Source organism: Adhaeribacter arboris (genome assembly GCF_003023845.1).
Taxonomy (GTDB): domain Bacteria; phylum Bacteroidota; class Bacteroidia; order Cytophagales; family Hymenobacteraceae; genus Adhaeribacter; species Adhaeribacter arboris.
In genome coordinates this window covers 2,460,590-2,477,263 of sequence record NZ_PYFT01000001.1, presented here as the reverse complement: position 1 = coordinate 2,477,263, position 16,674 = coordinate 2,460,590, and the positions used below count along the sequence as shown (strand labels likewise).

Below are 16,674 nucleotides of genomic sequence, written 5' to 3'. Positions count from 1 at the left end.
ACGGCTCTATTTTATTCATGAAGCCAGTTTGTCACAGAGCTAACTTCCATAATCTTCTAACTTTCCAACCTTTAAACTTTTTAACCTTTCAACTTTTAAACTAACTCAACTTACCACTTTTAAACGGGTAATAATAAACATACAAATTACGGTGGCTATGCAAGCAATAATACCTACAATATTAAAATGAAGAATTTCACCGGCGGCAGTTTTTTGAATTATCAGGCCGGAAATAAACGCCGATAAACCGGATGCCAATTGCTGCACCGACGATTGAAAACTCATAAAACTTCCCCGAAGTCGCTTCTCTACGCTGGACGTTAATAGGGAAACGGCCGGCACAAACCGGGCGCCAAAGCCAATAAAAAAGGAAGTAGTAATAATTAAAGCCAAGTAATGCGGTACTCGGGGCATATTGGTAACCAACAAAATCGGAATAATGGAAAAAATAGCCGAGTAAATGAAAACCCGTTGCTTCCCGTACTTATCGGCGAGCTTACCAGCCAATTGCGAAGTAATAACCGAAGCCAGACCGCCACAGAGGTAAATAAAAGCCAGCTCCGTTTCGGCAAATCCTATGTTACCCACCATGTACGGACTAATAAACGGCACAACGGTAAAGCCCGCTAGGGTAAGCATGATCATTAATAATAATGCCCATACTAGATTCCGGTTAGTGATGATTTCCAGCACTAATTTTACCGGATTTTGTTGAACGGCATTGGTTAAGTGCCCCCGCATGGTTGGTAAAAATTTAAGCGCGATAAACAATACCAGCAAACTTAAACCCGCCAAAGCGTAAAAAGGAGCGTGCCAGCTACTGAGGCTGGCCAGGTAAAGACCAACCGGAATACCAATAATAGAAGCCGCCGAAAAAGCCGCCATAACTTTACCGGTAGCGCTTCCGCGGCGGTGCTCGGGTACTACGTCGCCGATAATCGAAAATACCAAAGCGCCAATTACCCCGCCAAAAGCTCCCGCCAATACCCGGGCCAGCATCAAAATTTGATAATTAGGAGCAATGGCGCAACAAAAGGTACCCACAATAAAACCGAAGTATAAAGCCAGTAAAGCATTTTTACGGTCGAACTTATCAATAAAAAAAGTACTGATAAAACCGGAAATTGCCGCGGCAAAGGTGTAGGCGGATACGAGTAAGCCAAACTGCTTCGGGCTGATGGAAAATACTCGCATAAGTTGCGGACCCAGCGGCATCATAATAACAAAATCAATAATATGAGTAAACTGGACAATGGCTAATATAAACAAAAGCCAGCCTTCCCGGATTACAGCTTTCGGAACAATACTGTCCGGAGTATCGGGAGGAAGAATATAGGTTTTGGAAGAGTTAGATTCAGGCATAAAGCAAAAAGATAATATTAGATTCAGGCATAAAGCAAAAAGATAATAAAAGAAGTAAAATAAAATTGCTTGAAAACTACGTAAAGAATAAAATAGAAGTATCCGGTTTGTAGTGTAAATGCGGCTAAAGCAGCAACGCTAAAGAAAACACGAAGGTATTGGTTTTGTTTAGGATATGTATATGGCTAGTGCAAAAGAAAACTTAATTTGTCAGCTTTGTAACCGGGAGGTAGATACCGTAACGCGCCACCATCTATTACCCAAGCAGGAGGGAGGCCGCTATTCCGAAACCGTAGATTTATGCCAACCCTGCCACAGTACCATTCATCGCACTTTTACAAACCGCGAATTAGCGCGCGGGTTTTCAAACGTACAAGCGCTGCAACAAGCCGAAGCGTTACAAAAATACTTAGATTGGATAAAAAACAAGAAAAACATCACGCGTATATCGAACCGGCGGGGAAAACGCCGATGATTATTGCTTTTTTCGGTTAAGATTAAATAGTTATAGGAACAATAAAGAAACTCTGCTCCGAAAAACTACCTCGGTAAATCAACCCAAAACTATTCTGACAAAAACTAAAATTTTCTTTATTTGCTAACCAGGTCAATTACTATACTTACATTTTATTAAATTCTTTTTAACCTTTCTTCATGCCTAAGCAATTTATTCCTTTTCCCGAAGCCAAACACCGGCCCGCCATTATTGTAGATAGTTTGTACCCCAAAGGCTTGGTATTGGCCCATTGGCGAGGAGCCATAAACCCTAATGGTACCGCCGACGATACCAGCGCCGGTATTGTATTAAATGCGCTGAAGCAAAATATTCAGGGTTTAGATGTTCCGTACGTTACGGCAAATCATTTTGATGTAGATGGCTTTGTGGGGGTTTGGAGCATTCTGAATCCCGCAGAAGCTTTGCAAAACGAAGCGGTACTGCGGCAAATGGCGCTTATTGGGGATTTTCGGGAATTAGATTTAACCCACCCGGCGGTGGACCAGGCGCTAAAATTAGTTTGCTGGCTAAATAAAGTAGAAAAAGATAAATTTTATCCGCCTTTTGGAGCCGATGAATGGGAAGAAAACGAAGTAGAAGCCTCGGTGCCAAAGTTTGAGTATTTTTTGGCCGCTTTTAAAGAGGTATTAACTCACCCGGAGAATTACAAACAAGATTGGAAAGCGGAATACGAACAAGTCTTAGCGGATTATCAGATTTTGCACAGCCTGGCAACCCAGGTTAGTATTTTCCCCGAAATTGGTTTGGTGCAGCTTCAAACACCGCGGCCGGTACATTATTACGCTTTATTCAGCCGAACCATTGGTTACGACATGGTGCTGGCTCAGTATACCGAAAATCGCTATGAACTAGAGTATAAGTATACTACCTGGGTAGATATTTGCTCCCGGCCAACTTTGCCGCGCATTCCTTTAAAACCATTAGCGCACATACTGCAAAAACGGGAGACTTCGGGTCGCCAATGGACGGCTGAAAATGTTACCGATACCGGCCCAATTTTGCGATTAGAAGGAAAGCAATTGCATAAAAAAGAACGTTACGCTAATCCTACCGAGCGACCCATTTATTCATCCAGCATACCACCCGCAATAGTAACGGAACAAGTAGTAGCGTATTTTCGCGAAAAATACACGGGCGTTATGCCAAAACAACGCTGGACCTGGCCGGAGATAAAAGCTTTTAATAATTAACTTATCTAGTGTTCCGTTACTGGTAAAATGGCGGGTTGCTTCCTGTAAAGCGGGCGGCTATTCCCTAAATTGTATCCATAGACTATCGTTTGTCGACTATGGACAAAACACTAGATTAACGGTAACATAAAAATAATGCCGCTTACCCCGTTTATGATGCGTAAAGTTTATATATTGAAAAAGGTATTTCTTAGTTGTCCCTTTCCGTATGAAGAAAATTATTTGCCCCACTGATTTTTCTAAAACGGCGACTAATGCCGTAGAAGTAGCTGCGCTGGTTGCCCATCATTTACAGGCTTCCTTAACGTTGTTGCACGTAATTCATTTGCCGTTGATTGGTACTACCGAAACGGCGATGGAAGCCACCGAAGTTTTAGAAACCCAGAAACAACACGCCATTGAAAAGTTAACGCATATTTGCCAGCACCTCACTCAAAAATATGGACATGGCTTTTGCGCCTACGACTTTATTGTAAAAGAAGCTTTGCTCGCCGATGCCGTTAAAAATATGTGCCGCCACGACAGTTTCGACCTGGTAGTGATAGGAACAACAGGCGGCGGTAATTCTTTAGAAGAAATTTTAATTGGTAGCAATACCCAGGCGGTAATAGAAGGAGTGAAATGCCCTGTTTTAGCAGTGCCGGCCAAAACTCCAATTCAACCGTTTAGCCACATGGTATTCGCCTCCAACTATCAGCCCGAAGATGCGGATGCTATCCGGCAATTGTTACAGTTAGCGAATATCTTTAAAGCCGAAGTGGAAATTGTGCACGTGAGCCATAAAGAAAGTACCGACGGCCAATCCAAAGCCAATAAGTTCCGGGAAAATCTGCAAACGCAGCTGCCTGACACTACTCTCCGGTTCCAGGAAATTATTCACCCCGATGAAGTAGATGGTCTGAAGAAATTTCTGACTACCACTCAAGCCGATTTATTGGTTATTCTGAAGAAGCATAAAGGATTTTTAAGCAATTTGTTCAGCCAGAGTTTGTCGGAGCAAATGGCTTACCAAACGAAACTTCCTTTACTGGTTTACCACGCCTGATTAAAAAAGAAAAGTACAACCCACTAGTATGGTTGTACTTTTTTGTTCGTAGTTAGTTATATCCTGAAAAAGTAAAGATTAAAGATTACGCCTTGTTCCAGTGCCTTTCCAGAAATCCGGCCCGGCCGGAGCCTACGCTGTAGCGTTGGTAATGCATTGGGTTCTTTTTATAATAATCCTGGTGGTAGTTTTCGGCGGGGTAAAAAGGTTTGGCGGGTAAAATAGGCGTAACAATGGGCGTACCTTTAAAAGGGCCATTTACTTCTAATTCCGCTTTCGATTTTTCGGCGGCCGCTTTTTGTTCTTCGGTATGGTAAAAGATAGCGGTTTTGTACGAACTGCCCCGGTCCCCAAATTGCCCGCCCGGATCTGTTGGGTCGATGGATTGCCAGAAGGTGGTTAAAATTTCATCGTAGGAAATTAGGCTAGGGTTGAAAGTTATCTGCACGGCTTCGTAATGTCCGGTACGGTCAGAACAAACCTGCTCGTACGTCGGATTAGGAATGGTTCCGCCGGTATAACCCGACACTACTTTTATTACTCCCGGCCATTGATCGAACGGCTTTACCATGCACCAGAAACATCCGCCGGCAAAAGTGGCTAATTCGTACGATTTATTTTCTTGGGTTTCGTTTTCCATGTTGTTCATTCATTATTACTTTTTAACCCGTATCTGCCGTTTTTGTTTCAGTATTAAACTGTGCAAAAAGTAGAGGTTTAATCTTAATGGTTCTAAATTTAACTAATAAGAGTATTTTTCATTCTAGTCGCCCTTCTATGGCGCGGATTTACTTCCGTGCCTTTAGGTAGAGGCCCATTCGACCGCTAATTATTTAGGTGAAAAAGTTGCTGAGCGAAACTATTTATAGATTAGTGAAAGTGCAAAAGGCACGCAAGTAAATCCGCGCCATTATGGGGTTTTCAAATTTACTAGATGGTATATTCTTTAACCTTTCGGAACCTCTGGACTTTTTCAACCTTGTTTCTGAGGCTCAGGTACAGGGTTAATAAATTTTTAAATTTTATTCTTGGTAGGCCGTAATTGTTTGGATGGTACCGTCCGGATTGTGTTTAAGCTCGGTTACTTTCACATTGCGCAAATGCGTCTGGCCGTTGGATAACTCGGTATCGTGGTAGAATAAATACCATTTGTTCTTCACTTCCACAATAGATTGGTGATTGGTCCAGCCGAGTACGGGGTTTAGAATAACGCCCTGGTACGTAAATGGTCCGTAAGGATTATCGCCGGTGGCGTAAGCAATATAATGCGTGTCGCCGGTGGAGTACGAAAAATAATACTTGCCCTTGTATTTATGCATCCAGGAAGCTTCGAAAAATCGACGGTCGTGATCTTTGGTTAACAAGGGCTTGCCTGCTTTATCCAGAATTACGACATCTTTTACCGGTTCGGCAAAATGCAGCATATCTTTGCTTAAACGAACCACTTTGGCGGTAAGAGCGGGTTCATTGTCTTTTCCTAAATCGGTTTTAGAACCATTAGCGTCGTATTTGCCATTTTGCCAGCGCTGTAACTGCCCGCCCCAGATGCCGCCGAAGTACATGTAAAAATTACCATCCGAATCTTTAAAAACAGCTGGGTCAATGCTAAAGCTTCCTTCAATAGGTTTGGGTTCGGCTTTAAACGGCCCGGTGGGCGAACTAGAAGTAGCCACTCCAATCCGGAATACATCGCTTTTATCTTTGGCCGGGAAGTATAAATAATATTTACCATTGGTAAAAGCCGCATCGGGCGCCCAAAGCTGCCGTCCTGCCCACGGAACATCTTTCATATCTAAAGCCACCCCATGATCGGTAACTTTACCACCAATACTATCCAGCGACAAAATGTGGTAATCGCGCATGGCAAAATGATCGCCGTTATCGTTTTGAGGAATATTCGACTCAATGTCGTGGGAAGGATAAATGTAAATGCGGTTATTAAATACGTGAGCGGAAGGGTCGGCGGTATAGATTTCGGAAATCAGCGGCTTATTTAAAAAATTACGGTTTGTTTTCGTCGAGTCTTCCTTCGTAGCTTCGCCACCCGTATAAGCCTGTTCTTGGGTGCCGGTCTTTTTATTTTGACAGCTCATTAAAAAAACAAAGGCGGCAAACAGAATGGACCATGACTTTTGTCTAAAAAATTTTGTAAACATATCGGTATAGATAAATAACAGTGAAGCTAAAATTTAGAAAAACCTAAATGTATGGGAAAGCTGGTAAAAGAACAAAAAGCTACTATTTACCCGGTCATGAAAAGTAAAATTTAAAAATAAAGAAGAGATTTTTACAAAATATCTAAGATATCCTGCTCAATCCGTTTAGGGCGCATGGTTACCGCATCGAGCAAACACCAGGTAGTTTTAGCGGAGGCCAATAGTTGGTCGGTGCCCGCGCGGTACAAACTTACAAACCGCTCGAACTTAGCTCCCTGGTGCGTTCCTACCCAGGTAAAGCCTTGAATTTCGTCGTTTAAAAAAGCCGGTCGGTGATAATCTATTTCGTGCCGAAGTACAACCCAGAGGTAAAGGGATTTTATATTGTTTGGAGCCGCGTGTTCCCAGTGCGCAGTGGCTACTTCCTGGACCCAACGCAGGTAAACCACATTGTTCACGTGCCCCAAAATATCTATATCCTCGTCCCGTACTTTAACTAAATGGCTAAACTTATTCTGGTTCTGCTTGTGGTTCTCTTCCATAATCAACCAGTTACGCGTTGGCTCGCCGCCGGGTTTATTTTGAATGACAAAAGTGAATTTTTTAGCCGTAAATTCAGGCGATTAGAATAGAAGCAGCATTCACCAGAAAACTAAAAAATTTAACTTAGGGAGGTTACGAATTGTAGAGGATATAAAATGCAAACGGTCCTGGTTATAGATTGGAGCTAACCAGAACCGCTTGTTGCAGATAATGGATAAGAAAAAGTTAGTAAATCTACTCCGGAATTTAAAAAACTAGTATTCCTTAAAGTAGCAAATGTTGAGTTGTTTAACCTAAAGCAATACCTGATAGCTATGGACGGCCGTCTATCGTCTATGGACTATCGACAAAATACTAATCTATTAAGTTATGAACTAAGGCGTATTTTATTAAGGCAGCGGTATTTTTGCACTGAGTTTTTAAAAGTAAGTTTTGCCGATGCGATTCAATGGTGCGTTTGCTGTTAAACAATTTATCGGCAATTTCGGCATTGGTATAACCTTCGGCAATCAGGCGTAAAACGTTCATCTCGCACTTACTCAACGATTCTATTTGTTTAGCGGAGCTATCGGGTACCGTGTTGAGGTGATCTGATTCCAAAAACTTACAGGCTAATTCTGAACAAATAAATTTATTGCCGGCGGCTACACTTTTTATAGCAAAAATTAATTCTTCGCGGCTGCAATTTTTAACCACACAACCTAAAGCTCCCGCCGTTAAAATTTGCTTCACGTAGCTCTCCTGGTCTAACATCGACAAAGCCAGAACCCGGGTTTGCGGAAAATTTTCTTTCAGGTAGGCAGTAGCTTTAAACCCATCCATTACCGGCATATTTATATCCATCACCACTACGTCGGCGGTTTGGGTTTCCAGAAGGTTTACCAAATCCTGCCCGTTGGCTGCTTCAGCTACTATTTCAAATTCATTGTCTTTTTGTAATAACGATTTAATGCCATCCCGCACAATTTTATGATCGTCCGTTATAATTATTTTTATCATGGTCAGCTTAAGAGTTTCTGAAAAGTAGATTGATTTACTTCTAATTTATAATCAAGAAGTTATACGCAGTATTTAATAAAGAAATCGTCGTTATTAAATAAGTTAAGTCCGTGCCGCAAAGCATCCACCCAGGCATTAAAGTCACCAATAAGTTTTTCGTCTTTAATAAGTAAATAACGTCCCGCATAAAGGCGTTTTAAATTTTCTTTATTAAAGTGATAAAAGTTGATAGTAAGAACCATGGTCTTATCCAGTAGCATCACTAAACCCTTTCTATTATGTACCCCATACATTGGCAGCATTTTTACAGTTCAGGTAGTAGAGTAATAGCGGTATTTTCTTCTACCTTTTCCGTATAACCCGCATTTTAAGCGTGGCGCCTAAATGTTTTAATACGTAGTCCGTTTTTATAGCTATAAACACAACCATAATCTACTTTTTTACTTGTTTTGGTTAAAGGTTAATTGGTTATGTTACTAAAAATTATTTAAATTCTGGTGGTATCAACCATAAAATTTAAGAATTTATTATGTTATGAGCCGCTGCCAGACCGCTTGCCAAAGCCGCTTCTACGGTACCTATAGCGGGGCCTTCGTACAGGGCTTCGCCGGCGAAGTACAGCGTGTCGGCTTCGGGAGTGGTAAGCAATTGGCGGGCGCCTGTTCCGTTTACGGTGGCGTAGGCGTAAGCGCCCCGGGCAAAAGGATCGGCGAGCCAATTGTAAACTTGCTGGGCAATTAACTGGCTTTTCAGAAATTCAACGTTGGTATGAAACAAAAAAGCTAAAACTTTCAAGGCTTCAATCATTATTGCTTCATTGCTGGTGTTTCGCCGTTTTTCGGCCTCGGTGCCCGCTATCCAACCGGTAAGCAGAGGCGTTTTATTTGGTAATTGCGTCCACCAGGCCGAAATAGCCGAAGCATCGGTAAACAGAAAGGCTAGTTCCGGCATTTGGTGCCGCTCCGATGGGCCATTAACTGCTTCTTCCCAAAAAGCGGTCTTAAACTCCAAGAGTATTTTTATAACAGGGCCAAAGCCTAAAGCATTTAAAGCTTCTCTTCGGGTAGGTAATTCTGGTGAAAAATTAATATAACCTTCTGAATTTGGTTCGGCTTGCAGCACTCCTAAGGGTACCGTTATTAAAATTTTTGGAGCCGTGTAGGTACTGCCGCCAGCACAGGTAACCTGAACCTGGCCGGGTTGCCATTTTATTTCTTTTACCGCCGATGATGTTACGATGGTACCGCCCTTGCGTGATATTTCGCGGGCAAGCAGGTCGATTATTTGGTGATACCCTCCGGCCGGATGGTAAGAATTAGCGGCGGCGTCGGTTTGCCATTCTTCGCGTAAAGCAAAAGAACTGGCCCGGCGAATATCGGCGGCATCGTAGCCCTCAGCAAAACGGATTACACCCAGGCGTAGATTCTCGAATTGTTCTTCCGGCAGGTACCGTTCTAAAAATTCCGCGAACGGAATATCCTGTTCTAATTGGTTCAGGCGCGTGAGCAGAATATTAAAATCGGGAATAAAACTCTCCGATTCCTGCAAAACGCCGTTTAAAACCTGGTAATTCCTTCCTTCGAGCAAGTGCAAAGACACCCCCACTTCCTGCAATAAAGCCTGGGTAAACGGTAAATCGCCGTGAATAAATTCGGCGCCTGCTTCTACGGGTACGGAAAAATCTGTATTGTATTGTGTAAAAATCCGCCCACCCAACCGAGAGCGAGCTTCCAGGAGAGTTACTTTTTTACCGGCTTTTGTTAGCTCCCGGGCGGCTATTAATCCGGCAGCACCGGCACCAATAATTATAATATCTGTCATGCAGGCTGTTTTACTTGAATCCCTGTGTACTAATATCCGGGAGAGAAGTTTCCGGGTTCAGGTTCAGGTGGGACAGCCTTTTTTTAGATCTGAAATATTGGGCAAGTACAACCCCTTGGCTACCAGGTAAATTATTCTTTCCGCCAGACTAGGTTGGTCGGCTCGTAGTGCTTCATTTCCTGAATGTTATTGTAAAAAGGTCTTACTAAATTAAAGAATTCTCCGAACGCTTTGCTTTTTCTAAAACCGTTTAAGTGTTCTTCGATGGAGGTCCAGCAAATAGTGAGAATATAATTGTTTGGTTCATCTACTCCTTTTATGAGTTCGAAGCCTAAACAATAAGGCGAACTTTGCAGCAGTTTACCAGCCGCCGTGTAGGCATTCACAAAGTCAGAGTGCTGCGTTTCCGGAATAGCGTACCGGATAATCTCGACGGAAGGATTTTTACTCGATATCATGAAATTTTTATAAGAAAGGGATCAAAAATTAGTTTGAAATATAAGTTGTTAGAATTCTTATTATAGAATAGTACTATTTTTTAGTTTAAAGAAACTCGAATACTTACTATCTTGATATGGGTGTTTCTTTACTTAACTTATTTTGATTCGCGTACCAGCTTAAAATTAAAGTTGGGTGTTCCCAACGCCCCATACAGCCGTACCCAAAGCGGTAGAAATTGTTCGGTACCGCGGGCCGTGGTGATGTCGCCTAAATCAATAATAGTTTGATTTTGCCAGCCAAACTCTTGCAGCAGCGCTCGTGCCTGTTCTTTGCCGGCGGCATGGTTTCCGCTTAAAAATATATGCGTTTCTTCGGGTAAACGGCTGGGTTCCACCATTAATTGAGCGGTTAAAGTATTTAAAGTTTTTACCACGTAGGCCTCGGGAATTGCTTTTTGCACTTTTTCGGCGAGCGAATTAGTATTACTGATAGATAAGGCAGGCGGAAAACCATTAGAAAAATCGAGCGGATTAGAAATGTCGATGACGGTTTTGTTGCTAAAATTTTCGGGCTTTGCCTGTTGAATAATCTCCAGGGTAACGTCGCCTTTAGTAGCTAGAAAAATAATTTCGCCAAAAGTTGCTGCCTCGGCAAAAGTACCCACCGAAGCTCTTTCTCCGTTTTGGGTCGCCCAACTTACTGCTTTTTCGTTGGTAGCCGACCGGGAGCCCATTATAACAAGGTGGCCTAATTGAATTAATTTGCCGGCAATGGTTTGGCCAACCACCCCCGTACCTAAAACTGCTATTTTCATAAAGCTAAAATTTTAATGATGAGTTTTTTACTTACATTTAAGCTATCAAAAAGATAGTATTGAAAGGTAGAGCATTCGAAAAGTTAAAACAAGAACTGTCAAGTTAGTGCATAACTATCCTTTTTGACGTAATTATTGATAATCAGCTACTTAATTTTTATATATTTTTTATGTTGATCAATAATAAAGAAATGGTCTTTAAAATTGAAGATCGCACCTATCATTGTGCTTTGGATGTAACCATGAATTATATAGGTGGTAAATGGAAATCGGTGGTGCTGTGGTATCTTTTACGCCAAACCCGCCGCTTCTCTGAACTCAAGAAACTCATTCCATCTATCACCGAAAAGATGTTGAGCCTGCAGTTAAAAGAATTAGAAAAAGATGGAATTGTGGAACGTACGGTTTACCCGCAAGTGCCGCCCAAAGTAGAATACGCGTTAACTGATTTTGGCCGGGAGCTAACCCCGGTAATTGAAGCAATGGCAAAATGGGGGCGCCAAACCGGTAAAAAAAGAGGGGAATTAGTGGAGCAAGTAAGCCGAAAAGCAAAGTCTAAATGAAAAACAGACCTCGCCAAAAAATAAATATTAGGCCGGTGATTATAGCCATAAAATTATTCAGACTATTGGATTAGTAATTACAATTGTCCGGTTCCTCTAAGCTCTTATTTTACCTTTCTTTATATTCCCTGACGTCATCCTGAAAGGATCTAACCGGCAGAAAAGAAAAGCCCACGAGAAGTAAATTTGGTGATTACCTCTTTAAACAATTAAATGTCTGGATAAGGATGGATGCGGTTGTCGCTTCGATCCGGTTAGATCCTTTCAGGATGACTGGCAAAGGAATGTTAGAGGATTAGTTTGAACTTGGGTTTTGGATAATAGTATTACTAGTTGAGATTCTTAACGCATTTAGTTATGGAAAACTATTCGGCTTATTAATTGCGAAAAGCAAATTCAAAGCAGCACAACCTCCTTTATCTTAATAACTGCAATTTAGAAGATACCTAAAAACTTCCGGCGGTAGATATTTTTTAAGTCTTTTTCGAATAAAGTATACGGGTCGCGGTAAAATTTAAGAAAATTAGGTACACTTACCTGGCCGGGAAACGGGGCATAAAAATGCGTCGGGCTGCGCATATCGTTGCGCCAAACCAATACGTAGGTGAGTTGCAGGGGGTAGGTTTTCATGGTTTTCAAGAGCATGTTGGTCCACCAGGTAGAATCCGGAATAGATTCCAGGCCGGTTTCGGTGAAGGCCGCTAATTTGCCGGCTTTCTGCGCGTAATCCGATACTACTTTTAACTTTAAAGCGGCCGTATCCGGCGCAAAGCGGTTGCGCCCCATGTCGCCGTAATTGTCTACGCCTACCATATCTACCCATTCATCCCCGGGGTAGCGTTCGAGGTATTGGGTTTCGGTCCGGAATTTATTATCCGGCGAAAAAGCGTAAATAAAGTTATGCACCTGTAAGCTGTCGCGTAAATACGAAACGGTAAACCGCCATAAAGAAATAAATTCTTCGCGCGAAGCATGGGGTTTTCCCCACCAAAACCAACCGCCATCAAACTCGTGGTAAGGCCGGAAAATTATGGGTACTAGTTTACCATCGGCACCTTTTATTGTGTGCGCCCACTCGCCAATCCCCCGCAGAATTTCTTTGTACTGCGCGTGCGCTTCCCCGCCGGGAATAATATACCGCACGGCTGGTTTCGATACGGTATCGACCCAGTTAAAACCTCCCGGCGACACTGGATTGGAAAAATGCCAGGCCGCTGTAATAACGCCTCCCCGGTTATAGGTATCTACAACGGTTTTTCTAACCCGCTCTTTGGCCGTTTGAATAACCGCCGGCGGTCGTCCGGAAAAACCGCTAAAGTCTACCCCAACTACCGCCGGATGCGAACCCGAAACTGATTTTACGTCCGAACGATCAGGCTCGCCCATCCACCCATGCCCGTATTCGGTGGCGTGCTGGTGACCAAATAAAGTATGTTTTTTCGAAAGTTTCTGCAGATTTTTGTATAAAGCTTTGGTTTGCCGGGTTGCTGCCTTATCAATAGGTTTATTCTTTTGTGCCTGAACTAACTGAAAAGTGGATAAAACTAAAATGATAGCTAACAAAAAATTCTTCAACATTCTCTTTCACAAATTTATGAACGGGTAAGATACTAGGGTTCTTTGATCTAAGTATAAAGCTTAATCAAACCGTAAATTAAAATTAATCCGGCAAGAATAAGCAGAATTAGTATACCTAAAACTAATCCTTCAACAATAATAACTTCGTAATCTACCCTTGCGAACTCCCTTAAAATTTTAATTAAAAAGGTAATAGCAAGCAAAAGCAGACAAATTAAGACAATTTTTAATTGTTTTTTGCGAGTAGCATTCTTTATGGCGGGATAAAACTGAATAAGTAACAACGTTAACAATAATCCACTTATCAAGGTAATCTCTCTTTCCTTTAGCCGCATTTCGTGACCGTTGGCACCTTGTAAAGCCAGTAAAAATAGTAGAATAAACAATAACCCTGTTCTGAAAAATACCGAACTGATTTTTACCAGAGTTATCAAACGCTTACTCTCCAAAATCTTTACTCAGGTAAATTAAATTCTAAAAAATTACTTATTTAACGACTCTATCCAGGGTAGCGCATTGGTCATCATGGGTTCGATGCTGGTGCGGTGCATGCCGCCTTCAATCGGGAAAAACTCTACATTGGTGGCTCCGGCCGCTTTAAACCGGTTATAGGTACTTTCAGAAGTGGAGTAAAAAACGGATTCGTCGGCGGTGCCGTGATACAAGCGGGTCGGGCTTTTCGGTACCCAATCCAGGAAGCTGTTATCGGTTAAAGCTTTTTTTAAGGCTTGTTCGCCGGTAGGATTCTGCAAGTTGGCGTAAAAAGTGGGATTAAATAAGGCGGCCGGACTGGTAGTAAGACCTTGGTTAATGGCGTCAATTTCCTTGGTGCCATCGAATAAAGTTGGAATATTAGTAGCATAAGGTTCCTGAAAAAAATCAGTTAAAGGTCGTTTCCAGTCGTAAGTAGTATTGTAAGCCTGAATAATAAAAGCCAGGAATGACGGATTAACGTAAGTGGTAGTGGTGGCAATACCCGACAACATGCCGGTTAAATCGTAGCCGCCGGCTCCGGCAGCTACGGCCGTTAAGGTTAATTTATGCGCGGGATTCGTTTCAATTTCCTTCTGGGCCGCCATAGTTACGTAGCCGCCTTCGGAATAACCCACTAAAAATAAGTTATTGTTAGCCGCTATATTGGCGTCTTTTAAATACCATTTTGCCGCTTTCAACATATCTACCACCGTTAAGGCCGAGTACTTCTGATCGTAGTAAGGATGGAACGTGTTTTGAGAAACCCCGTAGCCGATAAAATCCGGAATAAGCGTAATGTATCCCGCTGCCGCAAATAACTCGAAGCCCGTAAAACTGGCCGGAAAATTAGAAGGCGCATCGGCATCGGCGAACATGGTGCCGTGCTGGGCGCTAACGATAGCCGGCGGATTGGGCGTATTTTGCGGGATGGCCAATAAACCCGATACTTCTATCGGATTATCTTTGTAAGTAGTTTTGTAGGTAAATTTGTAAAAAGTAACGTCGTACTTAATAGCCGGCAAGAACCGACCGTATCCGGCGGTAAGGGCATAGCCTTGCAAAATGGTTTTAGAAATAGTGCTCTTTACATCGGCGGATACAAAAAGCTCACTGCCGTCGGGTTCGGGCGTTACGTTATTGTCTGAATCATCTTGCTGGCAACTTCCCAAAAGCAACACGCAAATGAGGAACCACCAGCTTACTAGTTTTGTATACTTTTTCATGTTTTTGGGAGAGGAAATCAGTTACGTTTCAAATTGCTTATTCACCCGCACATTAGCAAACATATTTTTATAAGAAACAAAATAAAATCGGCTACTCTTACGAGTAATCTGTTTTAGAAGCGGTAAAAAGCAATTATCTAAATTCTTAATTTTTCTAAAACAAATACTAGCAAGGTTTTACAGGAGGTATTCCGATGAATTTTTTACCCGTTTATATTTCATAAATAATTAAGGCATTTTGAACCGGAACTAGAATTAATTACCCGACGACAACTACGTAATCTTTTCTTTGAAATTGGAATAAGAGAATTCGCTAAAACTACAATGGCCGGTAATTTAGATTACCGGCCATTGTAGTTTAAAATTTTGTGAAACAGGAAAGCACATAAGCAAATGCCTGCCCAGAAACTGCCGCTGCAATTAAACTGTCACCAGCACTTGTTCACCGTGTTGGGTTAAATCTAATCCCGCCATTTCTTCTTCGCGGGTTACTCCCAGTGGCGATATCAAATCAGTGATTTTTAAAAGAATTAATGAGCCAAAGAAAGAGAACCCAATCACAATGCCTAGTGCGGCTAAGTGCATCAGGAATAATTTAGTTTCGCCGTACAGCAAACCGTTGCCGGTAGTGTTGGCCGGATTAATGGCTTGATGCGCAAAAACACCAGTTAAGAGCGTACCCACAATAGCGCCCACGCCATGACAAGGAAACACATCCAAAGTATCATCGATGGAAGATTTTGCCCGCCAGGCTACTACCATATTGCTAATAAGACTGGCGGCAGTACCAATAAAAATGCTGTTTGGAATGGTAACAAATCCAGCCGCCGGGGTAATAGCTACTAAACCTACCACCGAACCAATGCAAAAACCCAAAGCCGAAGGTTTTTTACCTTTTACGGCATCAAATAATATCCAGGCAAAACCTGCGGAAGCGGCGGCCGTGTTGGTGGTTGCCAGAGCAATGGCCGCCAGAATATTAGCTCCCACCGCTGAACCCGCGTTAAAGCCAAACCAACCGAACCAAAGCAAACCGGTACCAAGTAATACGTAAGGAATGTTAGCTGGCGTGGTATGCAATTCCCCGGTTTTACGCTGACCTAAGTAAAGAGCCGCAGCCAATGCGGCACAACCCGCGGAAATATGAACTACCGTGCCACCCGCAAAATCTAATACGCCCATTTTAAACAAAATGCCATCCGGGTGCCAGGTCCAATGGGCAATGGGAGCGTAAATAAACATGCTGAATAAGCAAACAAACAGAATGTACGAAGTAAAACGAATTCGTTCCGAGAAAGAGCCGGTAATAAGAGCCGGCGCAATAACCGCAAATTTCAATTGAAAAAAAGCGAATAATACCAGCGGAATAGTACTGGCTAAAGTCCAGGGTTTACTTTCCAAAATACCGCGGAACATAAAGTAGGTCCGGGGATCACCAATAAGCCCGCCGATAGAATCGCCGAACGCTAAACTAAAACCTACCACTACCCACAATACACTAATGATACCCATGCAAATAAAGCTTTGCAGCATGGTAGAGATCATGTTTTTGGCGCTTACCATACCACCGTAAAACAAAGCCAATCCGGGCGTCATGAGTAAAACCAAACCAGCTGCTCCCAACATCCAAGCTACATCTCCGGCAATAATTCCGTCCGTAGACATCGGTTTTGTAGGTATTTCAGAAAAAATTAGTCCTAAAATGCTAATAGCTATTAAAATTAAGAAGGGTAATTTAGATAAACGTTCTTTCACGGAAATTACATTTAAATGGATGATAAATTTTGGGTGTTTATGAAAGTATTTACGCAAATATTTTAGAAATATCTGTAAAATGAAAGCCTTTTAAGAAGAATTTATAAATAAATTTTAATATGAGCTTAAATTTTGAAGCTAAATAGCTTGTATGCTTAATAATTTTGTTGTAAGAGCTTGTTTGTGGCGTAGA

Annotated in this window: 17 protein-coding genes; 4 read left to right on the top strand and 13 right to left on the bottom strand. The window is 42.2% G+C overall.

Annotated features, from left to right (window positions below; translation table 11 throughout):
* Positions 1 to 105: 105 nt before the first annotated feature.
* Complete coding sequence (locus AHMF7605_RS10110; protein WP_106928886.1) at positions 106 to 1,428, bottom strand: MFS transporter; 1,323 nt, start codon at positions 1,426 to 1,428, stop codon at positions 106 to 108.
* A gap of 115 nt (positions 1,429 to 1,543) precedes the next feature.
* Here AHMF7605_RS10110 and AHMF7605_RS10105 point away from each other — a divergent pair, with 115 nt between their 5' ends.
* The 3 genes from AHMF7605_RS10105 (at position 1,544) to AHMF7605_RS10095 (ending at position 4,114) form a co-directional block, all read left to right on the top strand.
* Complete coding sequence (locus AHMF7605_RS10105; RefSeq protein ID WP_106933422.1) at positions 1,544 to 1,837, top strand: HNH endonuclease; 294 nt, start codon at positions 1,544 to 1,546, stop codon at positions 1,835 to 1,837.
* Positions 1,838 to 2,016: 179 nt separating this feature from the next.
* Positions 2,017 to 3,069 carry a DUF6687 family protein gene (locus tag AHMF7605_RS10100; protein ID WP_106928884.1) on the top strand — a complete coding sequence of 351 codons (1,053 nt, stop codon included), beginning with the start codon at positions 2,017 to 2,019 and terminating at the stop codon, positions 3,067 to 3,069.
* A 208-nt stretch (positions 3,070 to 3,277) separates the two neighbouring features.
* Positions 3,278 to 4,114: a universal stress protein gene (locus AHMF7605_RS10095; RefSeq protein WP_106928882.1), complete on the top strand. Its 837-nt coding sequence runs from the start codon at positions 3,278 to 3,280 to the stop codon at positions 4,112 to 4,114.
* A gap of 85 nt (positions 4,115 to 4,199) precedes the next feature.
* On the opposite strand, the gene msrA is transcribed toward AHMF7605_RS10095, so the two are convergent.
* The 8 genes from msrA to AHMF7605_RS10055 all read right to left on the bottom strand — a co-directional run bounded on the left by msrA (position 4,200) and on the right by AHMF7605_RS10055 (position 10,888).
* Positions 4,200 to 4,763, bottom strand: a complete 564-nt coding sequence (msrA, locus tag AHMF7605_RS10090) for a peptide-methionine (S)-S-oxide reductase MsrA (protein ID WP_233219002.1) — start codon at positions 4,761 to 4,763, stop codon at positions 4,200 to 4,202.
* Between the two features lie 373 nt (positions 4,764 to 5,136).
* Positions 5,137 to 6,270 carry a glycoside hydrolase family 43 protein gene (locus AHMF7605_RS10085; RefSeq protein WP_233219001.1) on the bottom strand — a complete coding sequence of 378 codons (1,134 nt, stop codon included), beginning with the start codon at positions 6,268 to 6,270 and terminating at the stop codon, positions 5,137 to 5,139.
* 131 nt (positions 6,271 to 6,401) lie between these two features.
* On the bottom strand, positions 6,402 to 6,812 hold the full coding sequence (locus tag AHMF7605_RS10080; RefSeq protein ID WP_106928879.1) for an acyl-CoA thioesterase: 411 nt from the start codon (positions 6,810 to 6,812) through the stop codon (positions 6,402 to 6,404).
* A 355-nt stretch (positions 6,813 to 7,167) separates the two neighbouring features.
* Positions 7,168 to 7,812 (bottom strand): response regulator transcription factor, encoded by a 645-nt coding sequence (locus tag AHMF7605_RS10075; protein ID WP_106928877.1) that lies wholly within the window; start codon positions 7,810 to 7,812, stop codon positions 7,168 to 7,170.
* A 59-nt stretch (positions 7,813 to 7,871) separates the two neighbouring features.
* Positions 7,872 to 8,114, bottom strand: a complete 243-nt coding sequence (locus tag AHMF7605_RS10070) for a hypothetical protein (RefSeq protein WP_146153560.1) — start codon at positions 8,112 to 8,114, stop codon at positions 7,872 to 7,874.
* A gap of 214 nt (positions 8,115 to 8,328) precedes the next feature.
* Positions 8,329 to 9,633 carry a flavin monoamine oxidase family protein gene (locus AHMF7605_RS10065; RefSeq protein ID WP_106928873.1) on the bottom strand — a complete coding sequence of 435 codons (1,305 nt, stop codon included), beginning with the start codon at positions 9,631 to 9,633 and terminating at the stop codon, positions 8,329 to 8,331.
* Between the two features lie 131 nt (positions 9,634 to 9,764).
* Positions 9,765 to 10,091, bottom strand: coding sequence for an antibiotic biosynthesis monooxygenase family protein (locus AHMF7605_RS10060; protein WP_106928871.1), 327 nt, complete (start codon positions 10,089 to 10,091; stop codon positions 9,765 to 9,767).
* Between the two features lie 137 nt (positions 10,092 to 10,228).
* Complete coding sequence (locus AHMF7605_RS10055) at positions 10,229 to 10,888, bottom strand: NADPH-dependent F420 reductase (protein WP_106928869.1); 660 nt, start codon at positions 10,886 to 10,888, stop codon at positions 10,229 to 10,231.
* Positions 10,889 to 11,058: 170 nt separating this feature from the next.
* Between AHMF7605_RS10055 and AHMF7605_RS10050 the strand changes: the two genes are divergently transcribed.
* On the top strand, positions 11,059 to 11,451 hold the full coding sequence (locus AHMF7605_RS10050; RefSeq protein WP_106928867.1) for a winged helix-turn-helix transcriptional regulator: 393 nt from the start codon (positions 11,059 to 11,061) through the stop codon (positions 11,449 to 11,451).
* A gap of 435 nt (positions 11,452 to 11,886) precedes the next feature.
* Here AHMF7605_RS10050 and AHMF7605_RS10045 read toward each other — a convergent pair whose 3' ends face one another.
* The 4 genes from AHMF7605_RS10045 to AHMF7605_RS10030 all read right to left on the bottom strand — a co-directional run bounded on the left by AHMF7605_RS10045 (position 11,887) and on the right by AHMF7605_RS10030 (position 16,391).
* Positions 11,887 to 13,029, bottom strand: a complete 1,143-nt coding sequence (locus AHMF7605_RS10045) for a glycoside hydrolase family 26 protein (protein WP_106928865.1) — start codon at positions 13,027 to 13,029, stop codon at positions 11,887 to 11,889.
* 47 nt (positions 13,030 to 13,076) lie between these two features.
* Positions 13,077 to 13,364 (bottom strand): hypothetical protein, encoded by a 288-nt coding sequence (locus tag AHMF7605_RS10040; protein ID WP_146153559.1) that lies wholly within the window; start codon positions 13,362 to 13,364, stop codon positions 13,077 to 13,079.
* Between the two features lie 147 nt (positions 13,365 to 13,511).
* A complete protein-coding gene (locus AHMF7605_RS10035) occupies positions 13,512 to 14,726 on the bottom strand; it encodes an alpha/beta hydrolase family protein (RefSeq protein ID WP_106928860.1) in 1,215 nt (404 codons plus the stop codon).
* A 420-nt stretch (positions 14,727 to 15,146) separates the two neighbouring features.
* Positions 15,147 to 16,391 (bottom strand): ammonium transporter, encoded by a 1,245-nt coding sequence (locus AHMF7605_RS10030; protein ID WP_106933419.1) that lies wholly within the window; start codon positions 16,389 to 16,391, stop codon positions 15,147 to 15,149.
* Positions 16,392 to 16,674: the final 283 nt, after the last annotated feature.

Bases quoted from the DNA above. Each gene is read 5' to 3' on its own strand.
- AHMF7605_RS10070 (WP_146153560.1), bottom strand. From the start codon at position 8,114: ATGCTGCCAATGTATGGGGTACATAATAGAAAGGGTTTAGTGATGCTA.
- AHMF7605_RS10045 (WP_106928865.1), bottom strand. From the start codon at position 13,029: ATGTTGAAGAATTTTTTGTTAGCTATCATTTTAGTTTTATCCACTTTT.
- AHMF7605_RS10100 (WP_106928884.1), top strand. From the start codon at position 2,017: ATGCCTAAGCAATTTATTCCTTTTCCCGAAGCCAAACACCGGCCCGCC.
- AHMF7605_RS10085 (WP_233219001.1), bottom strand. From the start codon at position 6,270: ATGTTTACAAAATTTTTTAGACAAAAGTCATGGTCCATTCTGTTTGCC.
- AHMF7605_RS10050 (WP_106928867.1), top strand. From the start codon at position 11,059: ATGTTGATCAATAATAAAGAAATGGTCTTTAAAATTGAAGATCGCACC.
- AHMF7605_RS10060 (WP_106928871.1), bottom strand. From the start codon at position 10,091: ATGATATCGAGTAAAAATCCTTCCGTCGAGATTATCCGGTACGCTATT.
- AHMF7605_RS10105 (WP_106933422.1), top strand. From the start codon at position 1,544: ATGGCTAGTGCAAAAGAAAACTTAATTTGTCAGCTTTGTAACCGGGAG.
- AHMF7605_RS10095 (WP_106928882.1), top strand. From the start codon at position 3,278: ATGAAGAAAATTATTTGCCCCACTGATTTTTCTAAAACGGCGACTAAT.
- AHMF7605_RS10080 (WP_106928879.1), bottom strand. From the start codon at position 6,812: ATGGAAGAGAACCACAAGCAGAACCAGAATAAGTTTAGCCATTTAGTT.
- AHMF7605_RS10065 (WP_106928873.1), bottom strand. From the start codon at position 9,633: ATGACAGATATTATAATTATTGGTGCCGGTGCTGCCGGATTAATAGCC.
- AHMF7605_RS10030 (WP_106933419.1), bottom strand. From the start codon at position 16,391: ATGTCTACGGACGGAATTATTGCCGGAGATGTAGCTTGGATGTTGGGA.
- AHMF7605_RS10040 (WP_146153559.1), bottom strand. From the start codon at position 13,364: ATGCGGCTAAAGGAAAGAGAGATTACCTTGATAAGTGGATTATTGTTA.
- AHMF7605_RS10035 (WP_106928860.1), bottom strand. From the start codon at position 14,726: ATGAAAAAGTATACAAAACTAGTAAGCTGGTGGTTCCTCATTTGCGTG.
- AHMF7605_RS10075 (WP_106928877.1), bottom strand. From the start codon at position 7,812: ATGATAAAAATAATTATAACGGACGATCATAAAATTGTGCGGGATGGC.
- msrA (WP_233219002.1), bottom strand. From the start codon at position 4,763: ATGAACAACATGGAAAACGAAACCCAAGAAAATAAATCGTACGAATTA.
- AHMF7605_RS10055 (WP_106928869.1), bottom strand. From the start codon at position 10,888: ATGAAAATAGCAGTTTTAGGTACGGGGGTGGTTGGCCAAACCATTGCC.